This is a genomic window from Bacillus massilinigeriensis (assembly GCF_900117315.1).
GTDB lineage: Bacteria > Bacillota > Bacilli > Bacillales > Cytobacillaceae > Bacillus_BE > Bacillus_BE massilionigeriensis.
The window spans coordinates 3,136,679-3,159,070 of sequence record NZ_LT630337.1; the positions used below are offsets into that span (position 1 = coordinate 3,136,679).

Sequence of the window (22,392 nt, forward strand, 5' to 3'; positions counted from 1 at the left end):
CCCCAATAAATTATTTAAATTCTACTATTGTTACTCCGGTACCACCTTCTGTTGCTGCACCAAATCGAATATTTTTCACAGAGCGGTGATTGCGAAGGTATTCCTGAACTCCCTGTCTAAGTGCACCGGTTCCCTTTCCGTGAATGATTGACACGCGTGGGTAACCGGCTAGTAACGCATCGTCTATATATTTCTCTACCTTTAACAAAGCATCCTCAAACCGTTCACCTCGTAAATCTAGTTCAAGGCTGACATGGAAGTCTTTCCCTTTAACTGTTGCAATAGGACGTGTTTCTTTAACCTTGGCGCTCTTCATGTACTCAAGATCCTTTTCTTGTACCTTCATTTTTAATATTCCAATTTGAACCTGCCATTCATGGTCAGATACTTTCTCAACCAAGTGTCCTTTTTGATCAAAGGTTAACACCTTCACTTCATCACCAGGTGAAAAATGATGTTTACTCTCTTTTTGAAGAACGGATTTTTTATTGGTGGACTGTTTTGGAGCAGCCTCATTTAATCGTTTTCTTGCTTCAATTAGTTCATGCTCTTTCACATCTGCATTTTTTTCAATTCGTAATCTTCGAAGCTCGGAGATAATCTCTTCTGCCTCTTGCTTAGCTTGGTCAACAATTTTCGTTGCCTTTTCCTTGGCTTTTTCCTTCATTTTATCCTTTTGTTCATAAAACTCAATCATTTGCTTTTGAAGGTCACGATGGAGCCTTTCAGCCTGTTTTAATAAATCATTTGCCTCATCGAGCTCTTTTTCAGCCTCCCACTTACTCTCTTCAATGGAAGCAATCATACTTTCAACCTGGTTACTTTCTGCACTCACATGTGCTCTTGCAGTCTGAATAACATTTTCTTTCAAGCCAAGTCTTTTTGAGATTTCAAATGCATTGCTTCGGCCTGGAACTCCAATCAATAATTTATACGTAGGAGTTAAGGTTTCGATGTCAAATTCGACACTAGCATTTATGACACCTTCTCGATTGTACCCATAGGCCTTTAATTCCGGGTAATGGGTAGTGGCAATGACCCTCGCTCCTCTTTTGTATACCTCATCTAAAATTGAGATAGCTAAAGCGGCACCCTCCTGTGGGTCCGTCCCTGCTCCGAGCTCATCAAACAAAACAAGGCTATCAAAGCTAACAGAGTTTAATATATCTACAATATTCACCATATGGGAGGAAAATGTGCTCAAGCTCTGTTCAATGGATTGCTCATCCCCAATATCTGCATAAACAGCACCGAATACTGCTAGCTCTGACCCATCTAAAGCTGGAATCTGTAGTCCAGCCTGAGCCATTAATGTACAGAGACCAACTGTTTTCAATGTGACAGTTTTTCCGCCTGTATTTGGACCAGTAATTACAATCGTTGTAAAGTCTTCTCCAAGCACAATATCATTTGCTACCACTTCATCTATTGGGATAAGTGGATGGCGTGCTTTATAAAGTTTTATTTTTCCCTGATTATTCATTTTGGGTTTGGAAGCCTTAATCTTTTGAGCATACCGAGCTTTTGTAAATAGGAAGTCAAATTCGGCTAATACATCTACAATCACTTCTAGCTCGTTGTAATGCTCACCAGTAAGGCCTGAAAGCTCAACTAAGATTCTTTCGATTTCTTGCTGTTCCTTCACCCGTATGCTTTGCAGTTCATTATTTAATTGCACAATAGCTTGTGGTTCAATAAATAGCGTTTGCCCGGACGAGCTTTGATCGTGAATAATCCCGCCATAATGCCCTCTATATTCCTGTTTAACAGGGATAACAAAGCGATCATTTCTTATTGTCACAATGGCATCTGAAAGCATTTTCTGAGCGCTAGAAGAACGAATCATACTTTCTAATCTTTCTCGAACTCTTGCTTCCTTTGTTCTTATTTGATTACGCAAGGAACGTAAGGTTTCACTAGCGCTATCTAGTACCTCCCCATTATCATCTATAGCATTTCTTATGGCTTGCTCTAGTTCCTTGAGGATAATAATTCTATCAGCATATTGAACTAATAGTGGAATTTCTATTTCTTCCTCTACCAGCGCTTCAATGAATTTCTTCATTTGTCTACTTGCATGAATGGTTGTTGAAACTTGATTTAATTCTTGTGGACTTAGGATACTACCTATGGAAGCCCGTTTTACTTGCGGACGAATGTCAAAGATTCCTCCGAGAGGGACATTCCCTTTCAGCCTTAACACCTTCACCCCTTCATCCGTTTCCTCTTGCATTTTTACAACCCTTTCAAAATCGGTTGAAGGGGTTAATTTGGAAACCTTATCTCTTCCTAAAGAGGAAGAAGCAAAATCCATTAGCTGATCCTTAATTTTATAAAACTCTAATACCTTCAAAACTCTTTGTTGCACGGAGATTGTCCTCCTTTCATTTCTGTATCAACCATTGTTCCTGCATAAAAAGCGTAGAAAACCCTCTTTATCAAAAGTGTTTAAAACAGTAGAAGTTTTAATCCACCCTTTTTTTGCTGTTGAAACTCCTATTTTCATATGATCTAACGTTTCTATTTGATGGGCATCTGTATTAATCAAGATTTTCACCCCAGCTTCTTGTGCCTTTCTTAAATACTCTGGTGCCAAATCTAACCGATTAGGATTCGCGTTTAATTCCAATGCTGTATTTGTTTCCTTTGCAAGTTCAATAAGACTATCGATATCCACTTCGTATCCATCTCTTCTACCAATGATTCTTCCTGTTGGATGTGCAATTAAATCAACATTTGCATTTATTAACGCCGTTTTTAGCCTGTCCATAATTTTTGCCTTTGGTTGAGAAAAGGCTGAATGAATGGAGGCGATGACAAAATCCATCTCCCTTAGGATGGAATCCTCGTAGTCAAGTGAACCATCGGGAAGAATGTCCATCTCAACTCCAGAAAAAATGGTGATATCACGGTATCTTTCGTTTAAACGATAGATTTCCTCTTTTTGTTTTAATAACCTTTCAGGGGTCAACCCACCAGCGACCTTTAAATATTGTGAATGATCGGTTATGGCCATATATTGATAGCCTTTTCTCCTGCATGCCTCTACCATCTCTTCTATAGAAAAGGCTCCATCACTCCAGGTCGTATGCATATGAAGATCACCTTTTATATCCTTTAAAGAAATCAAATCCATTTCCTCATGGTAGTTTTCCACTTCACTTCCATCCTCACGAATCTCTGGTGGAATATATGGCAAACCAAAATGCTGATAAAACTCCGTCTCTGTCGAAAAGTTCAATATTTCTCCTGTCTCGATCTCTTCCACACCATATTCACTGATTTTTTCCCCTCGTTCTTTTGCAAGCTGTCTCATTCTAACATTATGTTCCTTTGAGCCCGTAAAATGGTGAAGGGTTGTGGCAAATTCCTTTGGTAAAACTAAGCGAAAATCAATTGAAACATCATATTCAAGTTCTAAAGTAACAGATACCTTCGTATCACCTGAAGCAACGACAGTTTTAAGATTGGGAAGCTGTAAAAGCTGTTCTTTCACAGAGGCAGGGTCTGTCGTAGCAATAATAAAATCTAAATCCTTCACCGTTTCCCTCATTCTTCTCAAGCTTCCTGCTCGTGAAAACTGATCAATCTTTTCGATTTGTTTGATGGCATTTTCGATTTGTTCGGCAACCTTTAGCATAAAGGCTAGAGGCAAACGGTTTGGCCTAGAGCCAAGACCTTCAATGGCCGCTAAGATTTTCTCCTCCGTTTTCTTTCCAAAGCCCGAAAGTTTCTGAACCTCACCTGCTCGACAAGCATTTTGCAATTGTTCCACATTCTCTATCCCTAACTCCTTATTGAGCTTGGCAATTTTTTTACCACCTAAGCCGGGGATTTGAAGTAGTAAAACTAAGCTTTTAGGCACTTCATCCTGAAGCTCCTTTAATACCGTAGAAGCACCGGTATTTATATACTCTTCGATTACAGCTGCTGTTCCCTTTCCTATACCGGGGAGAACCGTAAAATCCTTTATTTCCAGAAGACTCTCGTCACTTGTTTCCAATGCTGCAGCTGCCTTTCTAAAAGCAGACACTTTAAAGGAATTTTCTCCTTTTAACTCTAAATATATCGCAATGGTTTCTAATATACGGACGACATCCTTTTTATTAACACCCATAGTTTCACCTGCTTATGTATTAAGACAATCATTTATGATTAAAAGCCTTAAAAGACGATCATATCTTATTTTGCTCATAAAGATAATATAACAGAAAGGGATTCATAAAGTGAAACTTTGCCCATTGATTAAGAGGCTTTCCCTTGCCCTTCTCCATGGAAAAAAGACTGATCCAATTAACCGATTATTTACGCTTGAACTCTTAACGTAAATAGCGTTTAAAGGGTAAGAATCAGTCTTTAACAATCATAATTACTACAAAACAGAAGGAACCTTGTTTCTATTTAAGTAGCATGATAATAACATCCATATGAATCCATTTTGAATCGTACTATGAAGCGACATATTCAATCCAAAGTTCTTTAATCTGATTTGAAAAAATTGGAGTATGCTTTACAATGAACTCTCCAATAATAGAATTGTTTAATGGAGTTTGTATGGCATCAATTGGTACAAGTGCTCCTATGTATAATAGGATAAAAATGATAAGATAGACTTCAAGAAAGCCTAAAGCTCCTCCACCCCAAACATTTAATGATTTAAGAATTGGAAGATTAGAAACAAAATCTAGCATACTACCAATTATGTGGAGCAGAATTTTAACCGCAAAAAAAATCACGACAAATGCAATGGCGCGATAATAGGCATCTTCTAAGTTCCCTTCGAACAACATGGCAATTGTTGAATCTTCACCTAACGCTGGATATGGAACCCATAGTGTTAGTTTGGATGATAAATCATCATAGTATAAACTCGCGACAATAAAGGAGATAATGAAGCTAGTTAAATGGATAACTTGAAGGATGAAGCCTCTTCTCAGCCCAATAAAAATTCCAAATAATAACAAAATTATAATGGCTAAATCTAGCATGACTATTTCAGTCCTTTACTCTTTTTAATTCATTTTCAAGCTGCTCTAGTCGGTTCTTTAGTTTAATATAATCATTAACGGCATTAACTGCAGTTAAAACAGCTAATTTGCTAATATCAAGCGATGGATTCTTTGAGCTGATTTCACGCATTTTATCATCTACCATTGATGCAACAAGACGGATATGACTTGAAGTTTCACTACCAACAATTGTATACTGACCACCAAATATGTCCACCGTTATACGCTGCTTTTGTGTATCAGACAAATTCCTTGCCTCCATTCTAAGAATCCTATTTGTTATCATAACATGAACCCTATTATAGTGGAAAGTATAAGAAAGGTAAATTCATCTCCATTCAATTAACAAACTATTCTATTTTTGTATTTTTTAGGAGTGAGAAAACAATGAGTAACACGGTAATCATAAAAAGCTTAAATGAGATACACGAAATGAAGGAACATTATCATGTCTTTCTTTCTGAAAAGGTTCCTCCAGGAGGAGTTTTTTCAGCCAAAACTACCAATTGTTCAATAACTGCCTATAAATCCGGGAAGGTATTATTTCAAGGGGCAGGAAGTGAAGCTGAAGCTAGTAAATGGGGAGGTTCGCCTCAAGCACCAATCAAAGCCTCAGCGAAAACCCAAGCCAAGCATGGAAATTTACCTGCTAATTTTGAGAATTTGTCTGTCCTGGGTTCTGACGAGGTAGGAACTGGGGATTTTTTCGGCCCGATTACAGTTGTTGCGGCTTATGTTCGAAAAGAGGATATCCCACTATTAAAAGAGCTTGGTGTTAAGGATTCTAAAAGCTTAAATGATGAGAAAATCTGTGAAATTGCTAAACAAATTAAAGAGGTCATTCCTTACAGCCTCTTATCCTTACATAATGAAAAATACAACCAACTACAAAGGTCCGGAATGTCACAAGGAAAAATAAAGGCCTTATTACATAATCAAGCCTTAAAGCATGTACTGAATAAAATTGCCCCTCAAAAACCAGATGCGATATTGATTGACCAATTCGCTCAAGAAGGGGTTTATTACAATTATTTAAAAGGGGAACCCTTTATCGTTCGTGAGAATGTTTATTTTAGTACAAAGGCAGAGGGGATACATCTTGCTGTTGCTGCCGCTTCTATTCTGGCAAGGTATGCATTTATTCAGCATTTTGAAAAGCTAAGTGAGAAGGCTGGCTTTACTATTCCAAAAGGGGCTGGCCCTCAGGTAGATGTTGCCGCTGCACGATTGATTAAGGCTAAAGGAAAAGAAGTACTCCCCCAATTTGTTAAGCTGCATTTTGCTAATACAGAAAAAGCATTTAAACTCCTAAAATAAGTAAAAGTACCTGGTGCTGCGAAAATTTCCTCAAGCGTTCCAGGTACTTTTAAAATTTCATTATCCTCTTAAAACAGCTCCTGCTTTTTCTTTTACAGCTGCAAGGACTTGACCATGTGCCTTTGTTACCTCTTCATCAGTTAATGTTTTTTCAGGATCGAAATATTTTAGTGAGAAGGCAATGGATTTCTTGCCTGTTTCCATGCGCTCACCCTCATATAAGTCAAAAACATAAACCTCTTTCAATAATGTACCACCTGATTCAGTGATGATAGTCTGTAGTTCTCCTGCCGTCATACCTTTATCAACAACAAGAGCGATATCCCTCGTGATGGAAGGGAAGCGTGGAATAGACTCATATTGTAATGGAGCTACATCTGCTTCTAAAACATCCTTAAGAGAAATTTCAAATACATACGTATCCTTCAAGTCTAAATCCTTTTGAACATTTGGATGAATTTGTCCAACAAATCCGATTGATTTTCCATTTAGCAAAATCTCAGCTGTTCTTCCAGGATGCATATCTTCTATAGCTGTACTACGATATTCTACTTGATTATTCAAACCCAAACGAGTAAACAATCCTTCTAAAATTCCCTTTACAACATAAAAGTCAACTGGTTTCTTTTCACCCTGCCATAAGTGGGATTGCCAAAGGCCTGTTACAGCTCCTGCCAAATGCTCCTGCTCATTTGGAAGCTGATCCTTTTCGTTCGCTAAAAAAACTACACCTGTTTCAAAAACAGCCATATTCTCATTTTGACGTGCAGCGTTATATTTAACTACTTCTAATAATTGTGGAAGAATACTTAAGCGAAGTAGACTTTTATCTTCACTCATAGGCATCGCTAAGCGGATTGGCTCACGTTTATCTAATGCGTATTGTGTTGCCTTTTCTTTACTTGTAAGTGAATAAGTAACAGCTTGGTAAAGACCTGCCCCTTCAAGGAAACGGCGAGCAATACGGCGTTTCTTTTGATAATCTGACAAATACCCAGGAGTTGATGAACCGATTGGTAAAGTCGTTGGGAGATTGTCATAACCATAGAGTCTTGCAACCTCTTCAATGAGATCCTCTTCAATCGTAATATCACCACGGCGAGTAGGGACAGTCACTGTCAGCGAATCATTGTCTGTTTGAACCTCGAACTGAAGTCGTGAGAAAATCGACTCAACTTCAGCTAGGCTGATTTCTGTTCCAAGAACACGATTAATTTTTTCTAATGTAATGGTTACAACTGCTGGCTCAACCTTTAATGTATCGGCTTCTACAGATCCTTCTAAAACTTCACCACTAGCATATAATGCCATTAACTCAGCTGCTCTTTCAGCAGCAATTCGGGTCCGATTTGGATCAATGCCTTTTTCATAACGCGCACTGGCTTCACTTCTTAATCCGTGATCCTTTGAGGCCTTGCGAATGGTTGATCCTTTGAAGTAGGCGGATTCCAAAAGAACAGTCGTAGTATCAGATTGAACCTCAGAATTAGCCCCACCCATTACACCTGCAAGAGCAACTGGAACTGTGCCATTGGTAATAACAAGATGATCAGCTGTTAGGCTTCTTTCTGCGTCATCTAAAGTTATTATTTTTTCTCCTTCATTTGCTCGACGAACGAGGATTTCCTTCGACCCTAGACGGTCGTAGTCAAAGGCATGTAATGGTTGACCATACTCTAATAAAATATAATTCGTAATATCGACAACATTATTATGTGGGCGAATCCCCGAAGCCATTAATCTTCCTTGCATCCATAATGGAGATGGACCAATTTTCACATTTTTAATGACCTTTGCAACATAAAGAGGATTATCTTCTGATGCATCTACTGTTACTTGGATATAGTCCGCTGCCTTTTCAGAAATTCCTTCTACTTTAGGCTGAGGAAGCTTAACTTCTCTTCCTAAAATAGCAGCTACCTCGTAGGCAACCCCAATCATACTTAAGCAATCTGCACGGTTTGGAGTTAATCCCAACTCGAGGATTTGATCATCTCTTTCTAGATAAGAAATGGCATCTTCTCCAACCTGTACATTATTAGGAAAAACAAAAATACCTTCAGAATATTCCTTTGCCACTACTTTTGGATCAACACCAAGCTCTTTTAAGGAACAAATCATTCCATTAGATTCTTCCCCGCGTAGCTTAGCCTTTTTAATTTTGAAATTACCTGGTAGAACCGCACCAATGGTAGCGACTGCAACCTTTTGCCCTTTATCAACATTTGGTGCGCCACAAATGATTTGTACAGGTGCCTCTCCGCCAAGATCCACTAAACACTTGTTTAGCTTATCCGCATTCGGGTGCTGTTCTTTTTCAACTACATGACCTATGACAACACCTTTAATGCCTTCGTTTAGGGTCTCAACTCCTTCGACCTCAATTCCGCTTTTGGTTATTTTATCCGCTAATTCCTCTGCAGTGATTCCGGACAAATCAACATATTCCTGCAGCCATTTATAAGAAACGAACATTTTTCCTCAATCCCTTCTGTTACTCTTGTATCGCAAATTGTTTTAAGAAACGAATATCATTTGTATAGTAATGGCGAATATCATCAATTCCGTATTTTAGCATTGCAATACGTTCTGCACCCATTCCAAAGGCAAAGCCGGAATATTTTTTAGAGTCAAAGCCGGCCATTTCAAGTACATTAGGGTGAACCATTCCTGCACCTAATACTTCTATCCAGCCGGTACCTTTACATACATTACAGCCCTTGCCATGACAAATCATGCATGAAATATCCACTTCAACAGATGGCTCGGTGAATGGGAAGAAGCTTGGACGCAAACGGATTTCTCTGTCTTCCCCAAACATTTTCTTTGCAAAAATCTCTAGTGTTCCTTTAAGGTCACTCATGCGAATATTTTCATCGACAACAAGTCCCTCAATTTGCATGAATTGGTGTGAGTGTGTAGCATCGTCATTATCACGGCGATACACTTTTCCTGGACAGATGATTTTGACAGGACCTTTTCCTTTATGCTTTTCCATTGTTCTTGCTTGCATTGGTGAAGTGTGAGTACGAAGCAATGTCTCCTCTGTGATATAAAAGGTATCTTGCATATCACGAGCTGGGTGACCCTTTGGCAGGTTCAATGCTTCAAAGTTATAATAATCCTGTTCAACTTCTGGACCTTCTGCAACGGTGTAACCCATGCCAACAAATAGATCTTCAAGCTCTTCAATAATACGTGTAAGGGGGTGGAAATTCCCTGTTTGTACAGGTCTGCCAGGAAGCGTGACATCAATGGTTTCAGAAGCAAGCTTTGCTTCGACCGCTGCCCTTTCTAAATCCTCTTGTCTTTCTGAAATTTTTGAAGAAATGGCATCACGAACTTCATTTGCTAAAGCACCCATTTTTGGTCTTTCTTCAGCAGATAATTTTCCCATTCCTTTTAGAACCTCAGTAATGGGGCCTTTTTTGCCTAAGTAAGATACTCGAATATCATTTAATTCTTTGAGGTCACTTGCTTGATTTACTTTTTCAAGCGCCTCTTTTTGCAGCTGTTTTAATTGCTCCTGCATGTTGTTTCCTCCTTCATTCTTGCTTTTTTCCAATAAAAAAAACCTCAATCCCAAAAAAGGGACGAGGTTTTATATCGCGGTACCACCCTTATTAACACAAATGCATACAATTTACCTGTGTTCAACTTCATTAGGGTAACGGCTTGTAAACCGATGCATCTTTACATTTCGAATATTCCTCAAAATGGTCCCGATGCCACTCAGGAGGTGAACTTCCCTTACTTTTCTATAAAATGCTTCCAGTCTAAGGCATTTTTTCCCTTGATAGAATCAGTAAGATACTCTTCTCCGTCAATGTTTTTTCGATATTCATTTTTCCGTCTATTATAGTACATCTTTTTCCATGTTTCAAACGGATTCTAGAAAAAAGGGCATTTTTTTTATGCCCTTAAATAATATAACAATATCCCGGTGGCGACTGCAACATTTAATGATTCACTTTTTCCGAAAATCGGTATGTAGAGGTTTGCGGATGTTTTCTTAAGAAGCTCTGGATTGACTCCATTCCCTTCGTTTCCTACTAATAATGCAAACGATTCTTCAGGTTTCACTTCTGTGTATACCTTTGCATTTTCTAACGCCGTTCCAAAAATAGGAATTTGATTTTCGGCTAACTGACTTATCCATTCCTCCAGATTTCCTCTTAAGACAGGGAGATGAAAATGACTCCCCTGAGCCGACCGTAGTACCTTTGGATTGTATATGTCCACACTGCCCTCTCCGACAATTACAGCATCCATGCCAGAAGCGTCCGCGGTGCGAATCATTGTTCCTAGGTTCCCTGGATCCTGAACAGCATCCACTAATAATAGGCGTTTCCCCTTAAAACTAGTTAATTCCATCTTTGTTTGCTCGCAAACAGCTAAGACTCCTTGAGGGGCTTCCGTTTCAGTTAATGCGTGGATGACTTCATCTGTAACCTGGGTAACAGGAATATCGTGATAGTTCCATTTTATAGGAAGCTCCACATTTTCATGTACGATTATTTCATTAATTCTATTCTCCATAAGAGCTTCTTCAACAAGGTGAAATCCTTCAACAAGAAAAGTACCCGAACGATCTCTCTCCTTTTTTGTTAAAAGCTTCTTCCATTGCTTCACTTGAGGATTTTTTGCAGACGAGATATGCTTCATCCTATTCATCCCTCCATTCCTTCTCCAATTTTCTTATTATATATTAACTTAAATACATAATAAATCCAAAAATTGAAAATGATAAAAGTGAATAAATATGAAGGGGGTAAATCATCGTGAATTTAAATTTACGAAATGCCATCATACATAATGTATCTGGTAATACACAGGATGAGTTAAGAGATACAATTGTCGATGCCATTCAAACTGGTGAAGAAAAAATGCTTCCTGGTCTTGGCGTTCTATTTGAAGTAATCTGGAATAATGCCTCTGAAAAAGAAAGACAGGAAATGCTTCAGCTACTTGAAAGTGGCCTAAAATAAATTAGGTTGGTCAAATAGACAATTTTCTACACTAACTAAAAGGGTACCCCTTCATTTCATTCAGGGATACCCTTTTTTTATGACCAATTCAGACTATTCAAGTGTAATTCGATCAACAGTTTCACGGTCTAAACGTTTAATGACTTCAACAATTAATTTTACTGCATTCTCGTAATCATCACGATGGAGCATTGCAGCATGTGAGTGGATATATCGTGTTGCAATTGTAATGGATAACGCTGGAACACCGTTATGAGTTAGATGAATGGAGCCGGAATCTGTGCCGCCACCTGGAACAGAATCAAATTGGTAAGGAATATTTAATTCATCTGCCGTATCAGTTACAAGATCGCGTAATCCCTTATGAGAAACCATGGAGGCATCATAAAGAATAATTTGTGGGCCTTTTCCCATTTTACTCAATGCCTCTTTTTCCGTAATTCCAGGGGTGTCCCCTGCAATCCCAACATCTACGCCAAATGCAATATCTGGTTCAATTTTTTGGGCTGAGGTTTTTGCACCACGAAGTCCAACCTCTTCTTGTACTGTTCCAACACCGTAAACTACGTTTGGATGGTCGACATTCATTAACCCTTTTAATACATCAATGGCGATTGCACAGCCAATTCTGTTATCCCATGCTTTAGCCAATAACATTTTTTCATTATTCATCACTGTAAATTCAAAATAAGGAACGACCATGTCTCCTGGGCGAACTCCCCATCCTTCAGCCTCTTCACGACTTGATGCACCGATATCAATAAACATATCCTTAATCTCAACTGGCTTTTTCCTAGCCTCAGCAGAAAGAACGTGAGGTGGTTTGGAACCAATGATTCCTGTTACATCTCCCTTTCTAGTGACGATTGTCACTCGTTGGGCCAGCATTACCTGTGACCACCAACCACCGACGGTTTGAAAACGCAAAAAGCCCTTATCATCGATATTTGTTACCATAAAGCCAACTTCATCAAGATGGCCAGCAACCATGATTTTTGGTCCGTCAGCCTTCCCTGTCTTTTTCGCGATTAAACTACCGAGATTATCCGTTGTCACTTCATCTGCAAATGGAGCTATGTATTTTTTCATTACTTCTCGAACTTCCCGCTCATTCCCAGGAATCCCTTTTGCATCTGTTAGGTCTTTAAGCATCAATAAGGTTTCATCTAAATTAGCCATTATTTCGACTCCCTTAATAATTTAGTTTCTTCCATATTATAACTGTATTTTTGTTTATATACAAAAATTTTGCGAATTCGCATTTTTTCTTTTATTTTTTATTATGGAACCTAAAAGAAGGGACTTGATACACAATTCTATATTTAGTTAAAAAATTTTTCTATTTTAGACCAGAGGAACCAAAGCCTCCCTTTCCTCTTTCCGATTCTGATACCTCTTGAACCTGAGTGACATGGACCTTTGCCACTGGGGCAATCACCATTTGCGCTATCCTCATTCGTCTCTCTACCTGAAAGACCTCTTTTCCATGATTAATAAGGATGACCTTTATTTCCCCTCTGTATCCTTCATCAATGGTTCCAGGACTATTTAATACAGTTATGCAATGTTTTAATGCCAATCCGCTTCTCGGTCTTACCTGTGCCTCTGTTCCTTCCGGCAACTCAATTATTATCCCAGTATTGATAAGAGCTGCCTCACCAGGATGGATCAGCTTGTCCTCTGCAGAAAATAAATCCAACCCGGCATCACCAGGATTTGCCTGGAAAGGTAATGTAGCCTCATTATTAATTAATTTAACCTTCAAATGATATTCCATTATAGCATTCCCCTTTTTCTTTTTATCCCTTTTCTAAAAATAAAGGAATTTCTAGCCAACCATTTATTAATTTATGTCCACTTTAGAGTGTATCAAAAATGCCCCCTAAGAAACTACCATTAACGAAAAAGGAAAGGTACCGAAGACCTTCCCTTTTTGAGATATTATGAAGCAGTTGCCTTAAAAAATTCCTTCCATTTAATTATGGTCACTTTTTCACGAAGGATATACACAAGTACAGATAATGAAAAGAGGATGATGATAATTAGAGTAGGTGTAAAGCGGCTGATAAATTCACCAAAAACGGTATAGAATAGGGCAAGAGGAATATTTGTAATAAATGATGCCTTCATATATTGTTTCAAGCTTTTTTTCCTTTCAATAAGACAAAAACTTAACAAATGATAATGTATAAAAGGAATTAATCGTAAAATGGCAATCTGTCCGACGGTAAGGTTGCGATACTCGCCAAACCATTTCCTTTTTATTTTTGAAAGCCTTTCATAGGTTTTCGGCATCCTGTTCACAATGAAATAAAATAGAAAGCTGCTAAAAAGGAGGCCAATCAATGAGTAAAACGTACCTGCAATTGTACCAAATAGAACTCCTCCTGCAATACAAATTACAGATACAGGTATAAACAAAAATTGCCTAACAAAATGAAAGAATATAAATGCAATAGGTGCAAAAATGCCTCCTGCCTTTACTATGACAAACAACATAGCTAACTGTTCATCCATTTATCCACCTTCTTTTGCTGCTCACTTGATGATACTTTATCCTATCGAAATTTGGTAACAGTTATGACAAAAATATTTTTCTTACACAAATAAAAAGTTAGAAATTAGAATTATATGCATAATAGACAATAGCGGAAATCCCCATTTAAAGGATAGATGTTTTGTTTTATGTCTAAATAGTTCCATACCTAGGGTTGAACCAATTGCACCACCTATCACAGCAATAAACCATAAAGTTTTTTCTTGAATTCGGTACTGATGCTTTCTTGCTCTCCTCTTATCGATGAACATTGCTAATATCCCAATGAAATTCATACCGATGTAATAAATAGTTAAAAAAGTTAGCATGATTATGTCACCACCTATTTATGGAAAAAGCCATTCTCTATAAGAGAATGGCTTTATATCTTATTATTTTAAGTTTTGTTTTGCAACAGTTGCTAATTCTGCAAATGCTTTTTCATCTGCAATCGCAAGTTCAGCAAGCATTTTGCGGTTTACTTCGATACCAGCAAGCTTAAGTCCATGCATTAAACGGCTGTAAGAAAGACCATTCATGCGTGCAGCTGCGTTGATACGAGTAATCCATAATTTGCGGAAGTCGCGTTTTTTCTGACGACGATCGCGGAAAGCATATTGTAATGATTTCATTACTTGTTGGTTTGCAACTTTATATAATGTATGTTTTGAACCATAATAACCTTTAGCTAATTTTAAAACCTTTTTACGACGTTTGCGAGTAACTGTACCGCCTTTTACACGTGGCATATTTTTTCCCTCCTAGAATCGGATATTACTTAAGATTTACTAATAAGTTACGGATGCGTTTGTAATCGCCAGCAGATACAAGAGTTGCTTTGCGAAGTTTACGTTTTTGTTTTGTTACTTTGTTAGCGAATAAATGGCTTCTGTATGCATGAGAACGTTTAAGTTTACCAGATCCTGTTCTCTTAAAACGCTTTGCAGCGCCACGGTGAGTTTTCATTTTTGGCATTAGGGATTCCTCCTCATTACTTATCGTTTTTAGGTGCTAAAGTCATGAACATGCTTCTTCCGTCCATTTTTGGATGAGATTCAACTGTAGCAATCTCACTGCAGCTTTCAGCAAATCTGACTAAAACACGTTGACCAATTTCCTTATGTGTAATCGCACGACCTTTAAAACGAATCGATGCTTTTACTTTATCGCCTTTTTCTAGAAACTTGATAGCATTACGCAGCTTAGTATTAAAATCATGCTCATCAATCGTTGGGCTAAGGCGAACCTCTTTAATATTGATAACCTTTTGATTTTTACGTGCTTCTCTTTCTTTCTTTTGCTGTTCAAATTTGAACTTGCCATAGTCCATGATACGGGCTACAGGTGGCTTCGCATTTGGAGCAACAAGAACAAGGTCAAGATTTACACGAGCTGCAATTTCCAATGCTTCGTTTTTGGACTTGATTCCTAATTGTTCCCCGTTTTGATCAATTAGACGAACTTCCCGGGCACGAATTCCCTCGTTTAACAATATGTCTTTGCTAATAGTTAGACACCTCCAAGGTTTTTTACGAATACAACGTCCGTAAAAGGAAAACTAGGTTTATACAAACAAAAAAGTGTGGATAGCATACACCCACACTTTACGAAAACCTCATTTTAATAAGAAAAATGCTTACGTAAAACCTGTCAACAGCCTATTGCGTCAATTCAGGTGAGAAGCGGGTGCCTCTTCTTTTACAAACTTGTATTCAATTTACCTTAGTTACTATATCACAAAGAATGATATGCTGTCAAACATATATTTTTTAAGCAACGATAAAAATTCTAACATAAATTACAAGGTTTATGCAATACTTTTATCTGTGTTTGCACAAATTATCGATTTACCTCATTTTTTAGTGAAGTAATAAATTCACTAAAAGGTACAGTTTCAGATTCTTGATGTCCGTATTTGCGTACATTAACAGCCTTTTCAGCAACTTCCTTATCCCCTACTACAAGCATATATGGGATTTTTTGCATTTGTGCTTCCCTTATTTTGTAGCCGATTTTTTCGTCACGGCCATCGAGCTCAACACGGAATCCTTCTGCTTGAAGCATTTCTTTAACTTCCTTCGCATATTCATGATGGATATTTGGTGATACAGGAATCACTTGAACTTGAACAGGTGCTAGCCAGGTTGGGAAGGCACCCTTGTATTCTTCAATTAGGAAGGCAACAAAGCGTTCCATTGTTGATACAACCCCACGGTGAATAACAACTGGTCGATGTGGTTTGCCATCTTCACCAACATACGATAAATCAAAGCGTTCTGGAAGTAAGAAGTCTAATTGAACAGTGGATAATGTTTCGTCTTTTCCTAAGGCTGTTTTTACTTGTACGTCCAGCTTAGGGCCGTAGAAAGCAGCTTCCCCTTCTGCTTCAAAGTATTCAAGACCCATATCGTCCATAGCTTCTTTAAGCATACTTTGTGCCTTTTCCCACATTGCATCATCATCATAATATTTTTCTGTATCCTCTGGATCACGGTAGGATAAACGGAATGAGTAATCAGTAAAATTGAAGTCTTTATATACTTCTAAAATCAGATTTACAACGCGTTTAAATTCATCCTTGATTTGATCAGGGCGAACAAAGATATGAGCATCATTTAAAGTCATTCCACGAACGCGTTGAAGTCCAGAAAGCGCCCCAGACATTTCATATCGATGCATCGTTCCAAGCTCAGCGATGCGGATTGGCAGCTCACGATAGCTATGGATACCATTTTTATAAACCATCATATGATGTGGACAGTTCATTGGACGAAGAACCAATTGTTCATTATCCATATCCATAATAGGGAACATATCCTCCTGATAATGAGCCCAGTGGCCAGAAGTTTTATATAAATCTACACTTCCCATAATTGGAGTATAAACATGGTCATAGCCTAGACGAACTTCTTTATCGACAATATATCTTTCAACAATGCGGCGAATTGTTGCCCCTTTTGGTAACCATAAAGGCAAACCTTGACCAACCAATTGGGAAGTAGTGAATAGATTAAGCTCTTTCCCAATTTTACGATGGTCGCGCTCCTTCGCTTCTTCAAGAAGACGTAGATGTTCAGCTAAATCTTCCTTCTTAAAGAAAGCTGTTCCATATATACGCTGAAGCATTTTGTTATCGCTGTTTCCGCGCCAGTATGCACCAGCAATGCTTAATAATTTAAATTCCTTAATCTTTCCAGTCGATGGTACGTGAACTCCACGACATAAATCGATAAAATCGCCTTGTTCATATAAAGTAACTGTTTCATTTTCAGGGATTGCTTCAATTAGTTCAAGTTTATACTCATCGCCGATTTCCTTATATAATTGGACAGCTTCATCTCTTGAAACCTCTTTACGCACCACTTCAATATTTTCATTTATGATTTTTTTCATTTCCTTTTCAATTAAAGGAAGGTCCTCCGGTGTAATGGATTCTTCCATATCCATATCATAGTAAAATCCACCCTCAATAACCGGACCAACACCGAGCTTTACATTTTTAAATAGGCGTTTGATCGCTTGTGCCATTAAATGAGCTGTGCTATGACGTAAAACCTCTAAAGCTTCGGGGCTATCCTGAGTAATAATTTCAATAGACCCATCCTCTTCTATTGGACGGCGAAGATCATACATCACGCCGTTTAATTTGCCAGCAATGGATTTCTTTTTTAATCCTGGGCTAATCGATGCAGCGATTTCTTCAGTTGTTGTTCCTTTTGGAAACTCCTTTGTATTTCCATCTGGAAAAGTAACTTTAATCTGCTCTGACATGATTAATTCCTCCTTACATTTATTTTGATTATTTTAGTTGGGCTAAGCTTAGATAATAAGCCTTTCTCCGGTTTAGAGGCAAAATAAAAAACCCGCCCCTATACGAAGGGACGAGTTTTGATTTCAACACGTGGTTCCACCCTAATTCTCATTTTTACTAAATTAGAAAAATGACTTCATTAGTTCAATAACGGATATCCCGTCAACCAGTAATAATTGAATCCAACGTTCATGGTTGAAGTTTAGAGGTGGTAAGTACTCAGGATCGTGTTAGGAAGGTTTCAGCCTTGCCTTCCCTCTCTTTAAACCGTACAAGAATACCCTTGTCCTCATCATGACTTTTTTCATATTTCAATGTTATGTACGTAATTATAGAGGGTTGTTATACGAAAATCAAGGGATACTTACATTTTTTCTTCAACTGGCTTTTTTTTATGATAAAAACAAGAAATCGGTTGAATAAAGACTCTTTCTTCAAAAATATTTTGGATAGTACGAACTAAAGGCTGCTCTGGCTCATTTGTATATATATTGATTTCCTTCGGTGCAATGGATAAAAGAGGCGCAATAGTAACTGAATCAATATACACAGGATGGTTAGACAGAAGCCTTCGATCAATCATTCTGACTAGCTCCGCCCGCTTCATTTCCACATATTGATCATCATAGAAGGAAATCTCCTCCTCAAAAAGTAAATGAAGATGGTTCAGTTTTGGTGCTCTTGTTGCGATAAATTCTCTTAATGTTTGGATAAACATTTGATATTCCTGTTCCATTTTATATTCATCAATCGAAATTTCTACATATCGTGCCAATTGATTCATAAAGGTTCTTAAGCGAAATCGTACAAAGGAATCAAAGGAAAATGATATTTGATTCTGAAACATCCCATAGATGGCTTCCTTTAAACTTTCCTTATTCTCTGATTCTTTAATGAAAGAAGTTAAATCTTCCCGTTTTCCTTCGACGATTGATTGGATAATTTCTAAAATTTGCTGCTGCTCATCTTCATCCTCATAATAATACTGTTCCCTCAATATTCTTCGGAACCAGTCAATTTGTTTGATATTGAGGATAAATCGATATAAGGTTTCACTTAATATTGTATGATTTTGGTCTGAGATAGAATCAAAACGCACAATTCCTTTATTTTTATCTTCAACAAGAAGAATATCCGCTACTTCCGTTTTTGATTTATAGTAGTCGAATAACTTCTGTGCATCCTCTTTATTTTGGAATATGATTTCAATCAACCAAATCCCCCCTTGTTTAGAAATCCTTGTCTCATGTATATGGGGAATTTGGCCAATTTAGAAGTATGAACCGCTAACTCATATGCTAGAAATGCCGTATTCTTAGGCAATGGCGTACAAATTTATTTCGGAGGGAACTTCTGTAATAAATATTGAAGGGATTGTTTTAACGAATCCTGTGCCCGTTACGGTTCCCTCTGTTCTCTCATTGACGTTCACTGAATTTGGCATGGTTAATTTGGGTTTAATAGTGTGAAGCCGGGATTTTATATAAAGGCTGTTTTCGTATAGATTGTTGCTTTTATAACCGCAGCCTGAATACACTCCGCTTTCCGTGGGCGAGCGGTGAGCCTCCTCGTTGCTACGCTCCTCGGGGATCTCACCTTTCTCGCATTCCCACAGGAGTCTACGTGTATTCAGGCTGCTAAGTCAGTACTCTCTACATATTTATCATCAAAATAACAACAAGCTTTGAGAAAACAGCCTATATAAAAAAAGCTAACCCATCTGGATTAGCTTTTCATGTTATTGCAAACGTCGATTTGGTCCTTCAACCAATATTGGAGTAGATAAATATTTGATGCGCTCCATAATTCGAGCGGCTTTAACAACCTCTTCTTCTCCGCGTTGACTGTAGGTTAAATGCTCTTGCAGATCATGAAAGTTAAAATTCGATGTAAAGAAGGTTGGTAATTTCTCCATCATGCGGAATTGTAGGATTGTGCCTAAAATTTCATCTCTTGTCCAGCTTGTCATCGATTCAGCACCAATATCATCCATCATAAGAATAGGAGCTTTTTTGATTAAATCAATCTTTTGATTAATATTATCCTCACCAATTGAGCTCTTTATTTCCCGCAAAAATTCCGGTACATAAACGATGAGGGAAGAAATCTTTCTTAGGGCAAGCTCGTTTGCAATAGCTCCTAATATATAAGTTTTCCCAGTTCCAAATGGTCCATGAAGATATATCCCTTTACTCCACTGATCCGGATGATAATGATCCACAAATTCCTTAGCTGCTTGAATAGCTTTAAACCTGCCCTTATCCACATGTAAATCTGAAAAAGAAGCACGCAAAATCTCCTTTGGAACATATAAGCTATGGATTAGGTTTTCATGCATTCTCCGTTCATCTTCCATTACTTTTTTCGGACATTTATCATATTGAATATCAATCATATGATTTCGAATCACTAAAGTTGGACTGTAGCCCTTTAACATATTTTTACATTGATCTAAGCTCTGGCAATCTTGACATTCTTTACTCTGTGAAATAAATTCATAGAGCTTACTTAAGCCTTTATCTATTGCAGTAGGGCCAAGCTCATCTCTATGTTTATGAATAAAGTCTCTGACATATGGGTCATTTAATATTTGATTTTTTAAAAGCTCATGCCTTTTAAGAAAATCCTTTTGATTTGAAAGTCGGCCTATCGTCTCACCTATTCTTTCCATTCAAATCACCTCCATTCCGCAACTGTTTTAATTCTTCCTCTAATTTTCTTCTCTCTATCTCAAAGTCAAAATCCTCATCATCTTCCATCTTTGTTGCTTCTTGGTCCTTATTTTTAAACCAATCTGGGATTACTTCTGTTCTTATTGGTTTCTTTTTATAGCTATTGACCCTTCTTGAATTATTTTGAGCATTTTCTTTATTTTCCTTATCCTGTTTACGGGTATATTCAATGGCTTCTTTTGCGGTTTTGATTTTCTTCCTTGCCCAATGGGAGGCGATTTTCTCAATATAAGCCTTTGATAATTTCATATCATGTTTAATCATTGCAAACTCGATGAGAACATTCATGACTCCCGGCTCAAGTTTTTGTTTGGACATAATTTCTTCTATTAACTTCAAATCTGCTAATGAAGGCTCTGCTCCACCCGACAGTTGTGTTAAAAACTCTCTTGAAGAGGTTGTCTCTAAATAATAAATATGCTCTTCCTCTTTATTACTGGGTGGTTCAGAGAGTGAATGCAGCATTGGGGGATGAATTTTATCAACTAATAACGGTAGCTTATCATTATGATTAAATTGATACCAAACCTTCGCATTCTCCTTTAGTTCACTAACACTGATTTCGTCAGTATTCGGCTGGAATGCATCTAACACTAACTGCTGCATTTTAACAACATCTATTCCATAAACAAAGGCCAAAATACCAATCGTTCGTTTCACAAGTGGAGTGAATGCTTCAGCAGGAATCATTTTTGAATGCTCAATAATAAAATTCATATCAATAAATGACTCAGCTTTGCCAAATAATTTTGACGGGTCACCGCTTCCAATGAATTTTCTCTCCTCACTGAAGTCCAAATCCTTTTCTGACTCAATAGACTCCTGCAGTGCCTCATCGGATAATGAGGTATACACTTCTTCAAAGGGAACTGTTGCCTCTTGAAAGCCTTCTTTTGGTATAATCCTATCACTAAAAAAACGCTTTAATCTTATATATTGCTTCTCCCCAACTTTTCGCTTTAAATAAATATTCAAAGCACCGCTATTAAAAAAGATTTCCGGTGTTGGAGGTGGCTGTAATTCATAAATAATCAGGCGTTCCTCTTCCGTCTCCTTGATAAAGGTCTTCAATAATCCAATTCCTTCAAGTTTTAATCTCCAATGATAAATATTGCTTAAGCTTTCACCTAAAAGGTGCATTAAATCCCTATGTAATGATGCAGTGGACGAGCGCAGACGATTTTCCTCTAATTCACACCAAAAATTCATATATAAGCCATATGGCTCCATACCAATTAACGGTTGATATAAAAAGGTTAATATCCTACGATCATATTCCTGTAATAGTCCATTTGATGTTACTACATACCGATCGATAGGTCTTAGTTTATTCCATAGTTGCATCATTTTTTCAATCCTTTATTAAAAAGATAGGCTTTAGAAAACCTGATTGTTGATTTTCTCTAAGTTAGGATTGTTCTTTTTTTAACAATTCCTTTAGCTCATCGATAAATACATTTATATCCTTAAATTGTCTATACACAGAGGCAAATCTTACATACGCGACCTCATCAACATTGGCTAAACGATCCATGACCATTTCACCAATAACTTCACTTTTAATTTCCGATACTCCCTGGCTTCTTAATTCCTTTTCAACCTCTGAGGTAATATCCTCAAGTTGTTTCAAGGCAACTGGTCGCTTTTCACATGCTTTAATAAGACCACGGAGAATTTTTTCCCTACTAAATTCTTCACGAGTTCCTTCTTTTTTCACAACTATTAATGGAATGTCTTCCACTTTTTCAAAGGTTGTGAAGCGATAATTACATTTCTCACATTCTCTTCTCCGGCGAATTGAGCGTCCTTCATCAACTGGTCGCGAATCAAGCACCCGTGTATTATTATTTTGACATGAAGGGCATTTCATAATATCAGCTCCAAATCAAGATTCCTCTTTCGACAATTACTTACTAATATCTTATATAAAAGAATGTTCTAGTACAAGTATAACAAAACTGGTTTAATAGCCTCTAGAACGAAAAAAGCAATCGGTAAT

Annotated in this window: 21 protein-coding genes and 3 other annotated features; of the genes, 2 read left to right on the plus strand and 19 right to left on the minus strand. The window is 37.6% G+C overall.

Translation table 11 applies throughout. The features are described 5' to 3' along the window. Positions 1 to 10: 10 nt before the first annotated feature. The 4 genes from BQ6100_RS15640 to zapA form a co-directional block, all read right to left on the minus strand. On the minus strand, positions 11 to 2,368 hold the full coding sequence (locus BQ6100_RS15640; RefSeq protein WP_075982511.1) for an endonuclease MutS2: 2,358 nt from the start codon (positions 2,366 to 2,368) through the stop codon (positions 11 to 13). Between the two features lie 27 nt (positions 2,369 to 2,395). Then, on the minus strand, positions 2,396 to 4,117 hold the full coding sequence (gene polX / locus BQ6100_RS15645; protein WP_075982512.1) for a DNA polymerase/3'-5' exonuclease PolX: 1,722 nt from the start codon (positions 4,115 to 4,117) through the stop codon (positions 2,396 to 2,398). A 331-nt stretch (positions 4,118 to 4,448) separates the two neighbouring features. Further along, complete coding sequence (locus BQ6100_RS15650) at positions 4,449 to 4,988, minus strand: CvpA family protein (RefSeq protein ID WP_075982513.1); 540 nt, start codon at positions 4,986 to 4,988, stop codon at positions 4,449 to 4,451. A gap of 7 nt (positions 4,989 to 4,995) precedes the next feature. Continuing rightward, a complete protein-coding gene (gene zapA, locus BQ6100_RS15655) occupies positions 4,996 to 5,256 on the minus strand; it encodes a cell division protein ZapA (RefSeq protein ID WP_075982514.1) in 261 nt (86 codons plus the stop codon). Between the two features lie 140 nt (positions 5,257 to 5,396). Here zapA and rnhC point away from each other — a divergent pair, with 140 nt between their 5' ends. Then, the gene (rnhC, locus tag BQ6100_RS15660; RefSeq protein WP_075982515.1) at positions 5,397 to 6,326 is read left to right on the plus strand and encodes a ribonuclease HIII; all 930 of its coding nucleotides are present in this window, start codon (positions 5,397 to 5,399) and stop codon (positions 6,324 to 6,326) included. A gap of 60 nt (positions 6,327 to 6,386) precedes the next feature. On the opposite strand, the gene pheT is transcribed toward rnhC, so the two are convergent. The 3 genes from pheT to BQ6100_RS15675 all read right to left on the minus strand — a co-directional run bounded on the left by pheT (position 6,387) and on the right by BQ6100_RS15675 (position 10,991). After that, positions 6,387 to 8,801, minus strand: coding sequence for a phenylalanine--tRNA ligase subunit beta (gene pheT, locus BQ6100_RS15665; RefSeq protein ID WP_075982516.1), 2,415 nt, complete (start codon positions 8,799 to 8,801; stop codon positions 6,387 to 6,389). A gap of 19 nt (positions 8,802 to 8,820) precedes the next feature. Next, positions 8,821 to 9,858, minus strand: coding sequence for a phenylalanine--tRNA ligase subunit alpha (gene pheS, locus BQ6100_RS15670; RefSeq protein WP_075982517.1), 1,038 nt, complete (start codon positions 9,856 to 9,858; stop codon positions 8,821 to 8,823). 54 nt (positions 9,859 to 9,912) lie between these two features. Next, positions 9,913 to 10,162: a binding site (T-box leader), on the minus strand. A gap of 76 nt (positions 10,163 to 10,238) precedes the next feature. Further along, positions 10,239 to 10,991 (minus strand): TrmH family RNA methyltransferase, encoded by a 753-nt coding sequence (locus BQ6100_RS15675; RefSeq protein WP_075982518.1) that lies wholly within the window; start codon positions 10,989 to 10,991, stop codon positions 10,239 to 10,241. A 116-nt stretch (positions 10,992 to 11,107) separates the two neighbouring features. Between BQ6100_RS15675 and sspI the strand changes: the two genes are divergently transcribed. Next, entirely contained in the window at positions 11,108 to 11,314 is a 207-nt protein-coding gene (gene sspI / locus BQ6100_RS15680; RefSeq protein ID WP_075982519.1) for a small acid-soluble spore protein SspI, read from the plus strand. Between the two features lie 93 nt (positions 11,315 to 11,407). On the opposite strand, the gene BQ6100_RS15685 is transcribed toward sspI, so the two are convergent. The 12 genes from BQ6100_RS15685 to nrdR form a co-directional block, all read right to left on the minus strand. Next, positions 11,408 to 12,493, minus strand: a complete 1,086-nt coding sequence (locus BQ6100_RS15685) for a M42 family metallopeptidase (RefSeq protein ID WP_075982520.1) — start codon at positions 12,491 to 12,493, stop codon at positions 11,408 to 11,410. Positions 12,494 to 12,653: 160 nt separating this feature from the next. Further along, positions 12,654 to 13,091: a dUTP diphosphatase gene (gene dut / locus BQ6100_RS15690; RefSeq protein WP_075982521.1), complete on the minus strand. Its 438-nt coding sequence runs from the start codon at positions 13,089 to 13,091 to the stop codon at positions 12,654 to 12,656. Positions 13,092 to 13,255: 164 nt separating this feature from the next. Beyond that, entirely contained in the window at positions 13,256 to 13,831 is a 576-nt protein-coding gene (locus BQ6100_RS15695; RefSeq protein ID WP_075982522.1) for a TVP38/TMEM64 family protein, read from the minus strand. A gap of 81 nt (positions 13,832 to 13,912) precedes the next feature. Then, the gene (locus tag BQ6100_RS15700) at positions 13,913 to 14,179 is read right to left on the minus strand and encodes a DUF1294 domain-containing protein (protein WP_075982523.1); all 267 of its coding nucleotides are present in this window, start codon (positions 14,177 to 14,179) and stop codon (positions 13,913 to 13,915) included. 63 nt (positions 14,180 to 14,242) lie between these two features. Next, entirely contained in the window at positions 14,243 to 14,599 is a 357-nt protein-coding gene (gene rplT / locus BQ6100_RS15705; RefSeq protein ID WP_075982524.1) for a 50S ribosomal protein L20, read from the minus strand. Between the two features lie 25 nt (positions 14,600 to 14,624). Next, positions 14,625 to 14,825 (minus strand): 50S ribosomal protein L35, encoded by a 201-nt coding sequence (gene rpmI / locus BQ6100_RS15710; RefSeq protein WP_075982525.1) that lies wholly within the window; start codon positions 14,823 to 14,825, stop codon positions 14,625 to 14,627. Positions 14,826 to 14,841: 16 nt separating this feature from the next. Continuing rightward, positions 14,842 to 15,357, minus strand: a complete 516-nt coding sequence (infC, locus tag BQ6100_RS15715; RefSeq protein ID WP_173719927.1) for a translation initiation factor IF-3 — start codon at positions 15,355 to 15,357, stop codon at positions 14,842 to 14,844. Positions 15,358 to 15,418: 61 nt separating this feature from the next. Continuing rightward, positions 15,419 to 15,554 (minus strand) — a sequence feature (ribosomal protein L20 leader region). 135 nt (positions 15,555 to 15,689) lie between these two features. Beyond that, positions 15,690 to 17,621, minus strand: a complete 1,932-nt coding sequence (thrS, locus tag BQ6100_RS15720) for a threonine--tRNA ligase (protein ID WP_075982527.1) — start codon at positions 17,619 to 17,621, stop codon at positions 15,690 to 15,692. 103 nt (positions 17,622 to 17,724) lie between these two features. Next, positions 17,725 to 17,966, minus strand: a binding site (T-box leader). 59 nt (positions 17,967 to 18,025) lie between these two features. Beyond that, positions 18,026 to 18,874, minus strand: coding sequence for a putative sporulation protein YtxC (ytxC, locus tag BQ6100_RS15725; RefSeq protein ID WP_075982528.1), 849 nt, complete (start codon positions 18,872 to 18,874; stop codon positions 18,026 to 18,028). 525 nt (positions 18,875 to 19,399) lie between these two features. Next, on the minus strand, positions 19,400 to 20,332 hold the full coding sequence (gene dnaI, locus BQ6100_RS15730) for a primosomal protein DnaI (protein ID WP_075982529.1): 933 nt from the start codon (positions 20,330 to 20,332) through the stop codon (positions 19,400 to 19,402). Continuing rightward, the gene (locus tag BQ6100_RS15735) at positions 20,316 to 21,740 is read right to left on the minus strand and encodes a replication initiation and membrane attachment family protein (RefSeq protein ID WP_075982530.1); all 1,425 of its coding nucleotides are present in this window, start codon (positions 21,738 to 21,740) and stop codon (positions 20,316 to 20,318) included. The genes dnaI and BQ6100_RS15735 overlap by 17 nt, the downstream gene beginning before the upstream one ends. A 61-nt stretch (positions 21,741 to 21,801) precedes the next feature. Continuing rightward, entirely contained in the window at positions 21,802 to 22,263 is a 462-nt protein-coding gene (gene nrdR / locus BQ6100_RS15740) for a transcriptional regulator NrdR (RefSeq protein ID WP_075982531.1), read from the minus strand. Positions 22,264 to 22,392 lie beyond the last annotated feature (129 nt).

What these genes read in the sequence shown, in the direction of transcription:
- rpmI (WP_075982525.1), bottom strand. Translation starts at nt 14,825, where the DNA reads ATGCCAAAAATGAAAACTCACCGTGGCGCTGCAAAGCGTTTTAAGAGA.
- BQ6100_RS15685 (WP_075982520.1), bottom strand. Translation starts at nt 12,493, where the DNA reads ATGGCTAATTTAGATGAAACCTTATTGATGCTTAAAGACCTAACAGAT.
- pheS (WP_075982517.1), bottom strand. Translation starts at nt 9,858, where the DNA reads ATGCAGGAGCAATTAAAACAGCTGCAAAAAGAGGCGCTTGAAAAAGTA.
- rplT (WP_075982524.1), bottom strand. Translation starts at nt 14,599, where the DNA reads ATGCCACGTGTAAAAGGCGGTACAGTTACTCGCAAACGTCGTAAAAAG.
- BQ6100_RS15650 (WP_075982513.1), bottom strand. Translation starts at nt 4,988, where the DNA reads ATGCTAGATTTAGCCATTATAATTTTGTTATTATTTGGAATTTTTATT.
- polX (WP_075982512.1), bottom strand. Translation starts at nt 4,117, where the DNA reads ATGGGTGTTAATAAAAAGGATGTCGTCCGTATATTAGAAACCATTGCG.
- dnaI (WP_075982529.1), bottom strand. Translation starts at nt 20,332, where the DNA reads ATGGAAAGAATAGGTGAGACGATAGGCCGACTTTCAAATCAAAAGGAT.
- thrS (WP_075982527.1), bottom strand. Translation starts at nt 17,621, where the DNA reads ATGTCAGAGCAGATTAAAGTTACTTTTCCAGATGGAAATACAAAGGAG.
- BQ6100_RS15695 (WP_075982522.1), bottom strand. Translation starts at nt 13,831, where the DNA reads ATGGATGAACAGTTAGCTATGTTGTTTGTCATAGTAAAGGCAGGAGGC.
- pheT (WP_075982516.1), bottom strand. Translation starts at nt 8,801, where the DNA reads ATGTTCGTTTCTTATAAATGGCTGCAGGAATATGTTGATTTGTCCGGA.
- BQ6100_RS15700 (WP_075982523.1), bottom strand. Translation starts at nt 14,179, where the DNA reads ATGCTAACTTTTTTAACTATTTATTACATCGGTATGAATTTCATTGGG.
- rnhC (WP_075982515.1), top strand. Translation starts at nt 5,397, where the DNA reads ATGAGTAACACGGTAATCATAAAAAGCTTAAATGAGATACACGAAATG.
- nrdR (WP_075982531.1), bottom strand. Translation starts at nt 22,263, where the DNA reads ATGAAATGCCCTTCATGTCAAAATAATAATACACGGGTGCTTGATTCG.
- BQ6100_RS15675 (WP_075982518.1), bottom strand. Translation starts at nt 10,991, where the DNA reads ATGAAGCATATCTCGTCTGCAAAAAATCCTCAAGTGAAGCAATGGAAG.
- BQ6100_RS15735 (WP_075982530.1), bottom strand. Translation starts at nt 21,740, where the DNA reads ATGATGCAACTATGGAATAAACTAAGACCTATCGATCGGTATGTAGTA.
- dut (WP_075982521.1), bottom strand. Translation starts at nt 13,091, where the DNA reads ATGGAATATCATTTGAAGGTTAAATTAATTAATAATGAGGCTACATTA.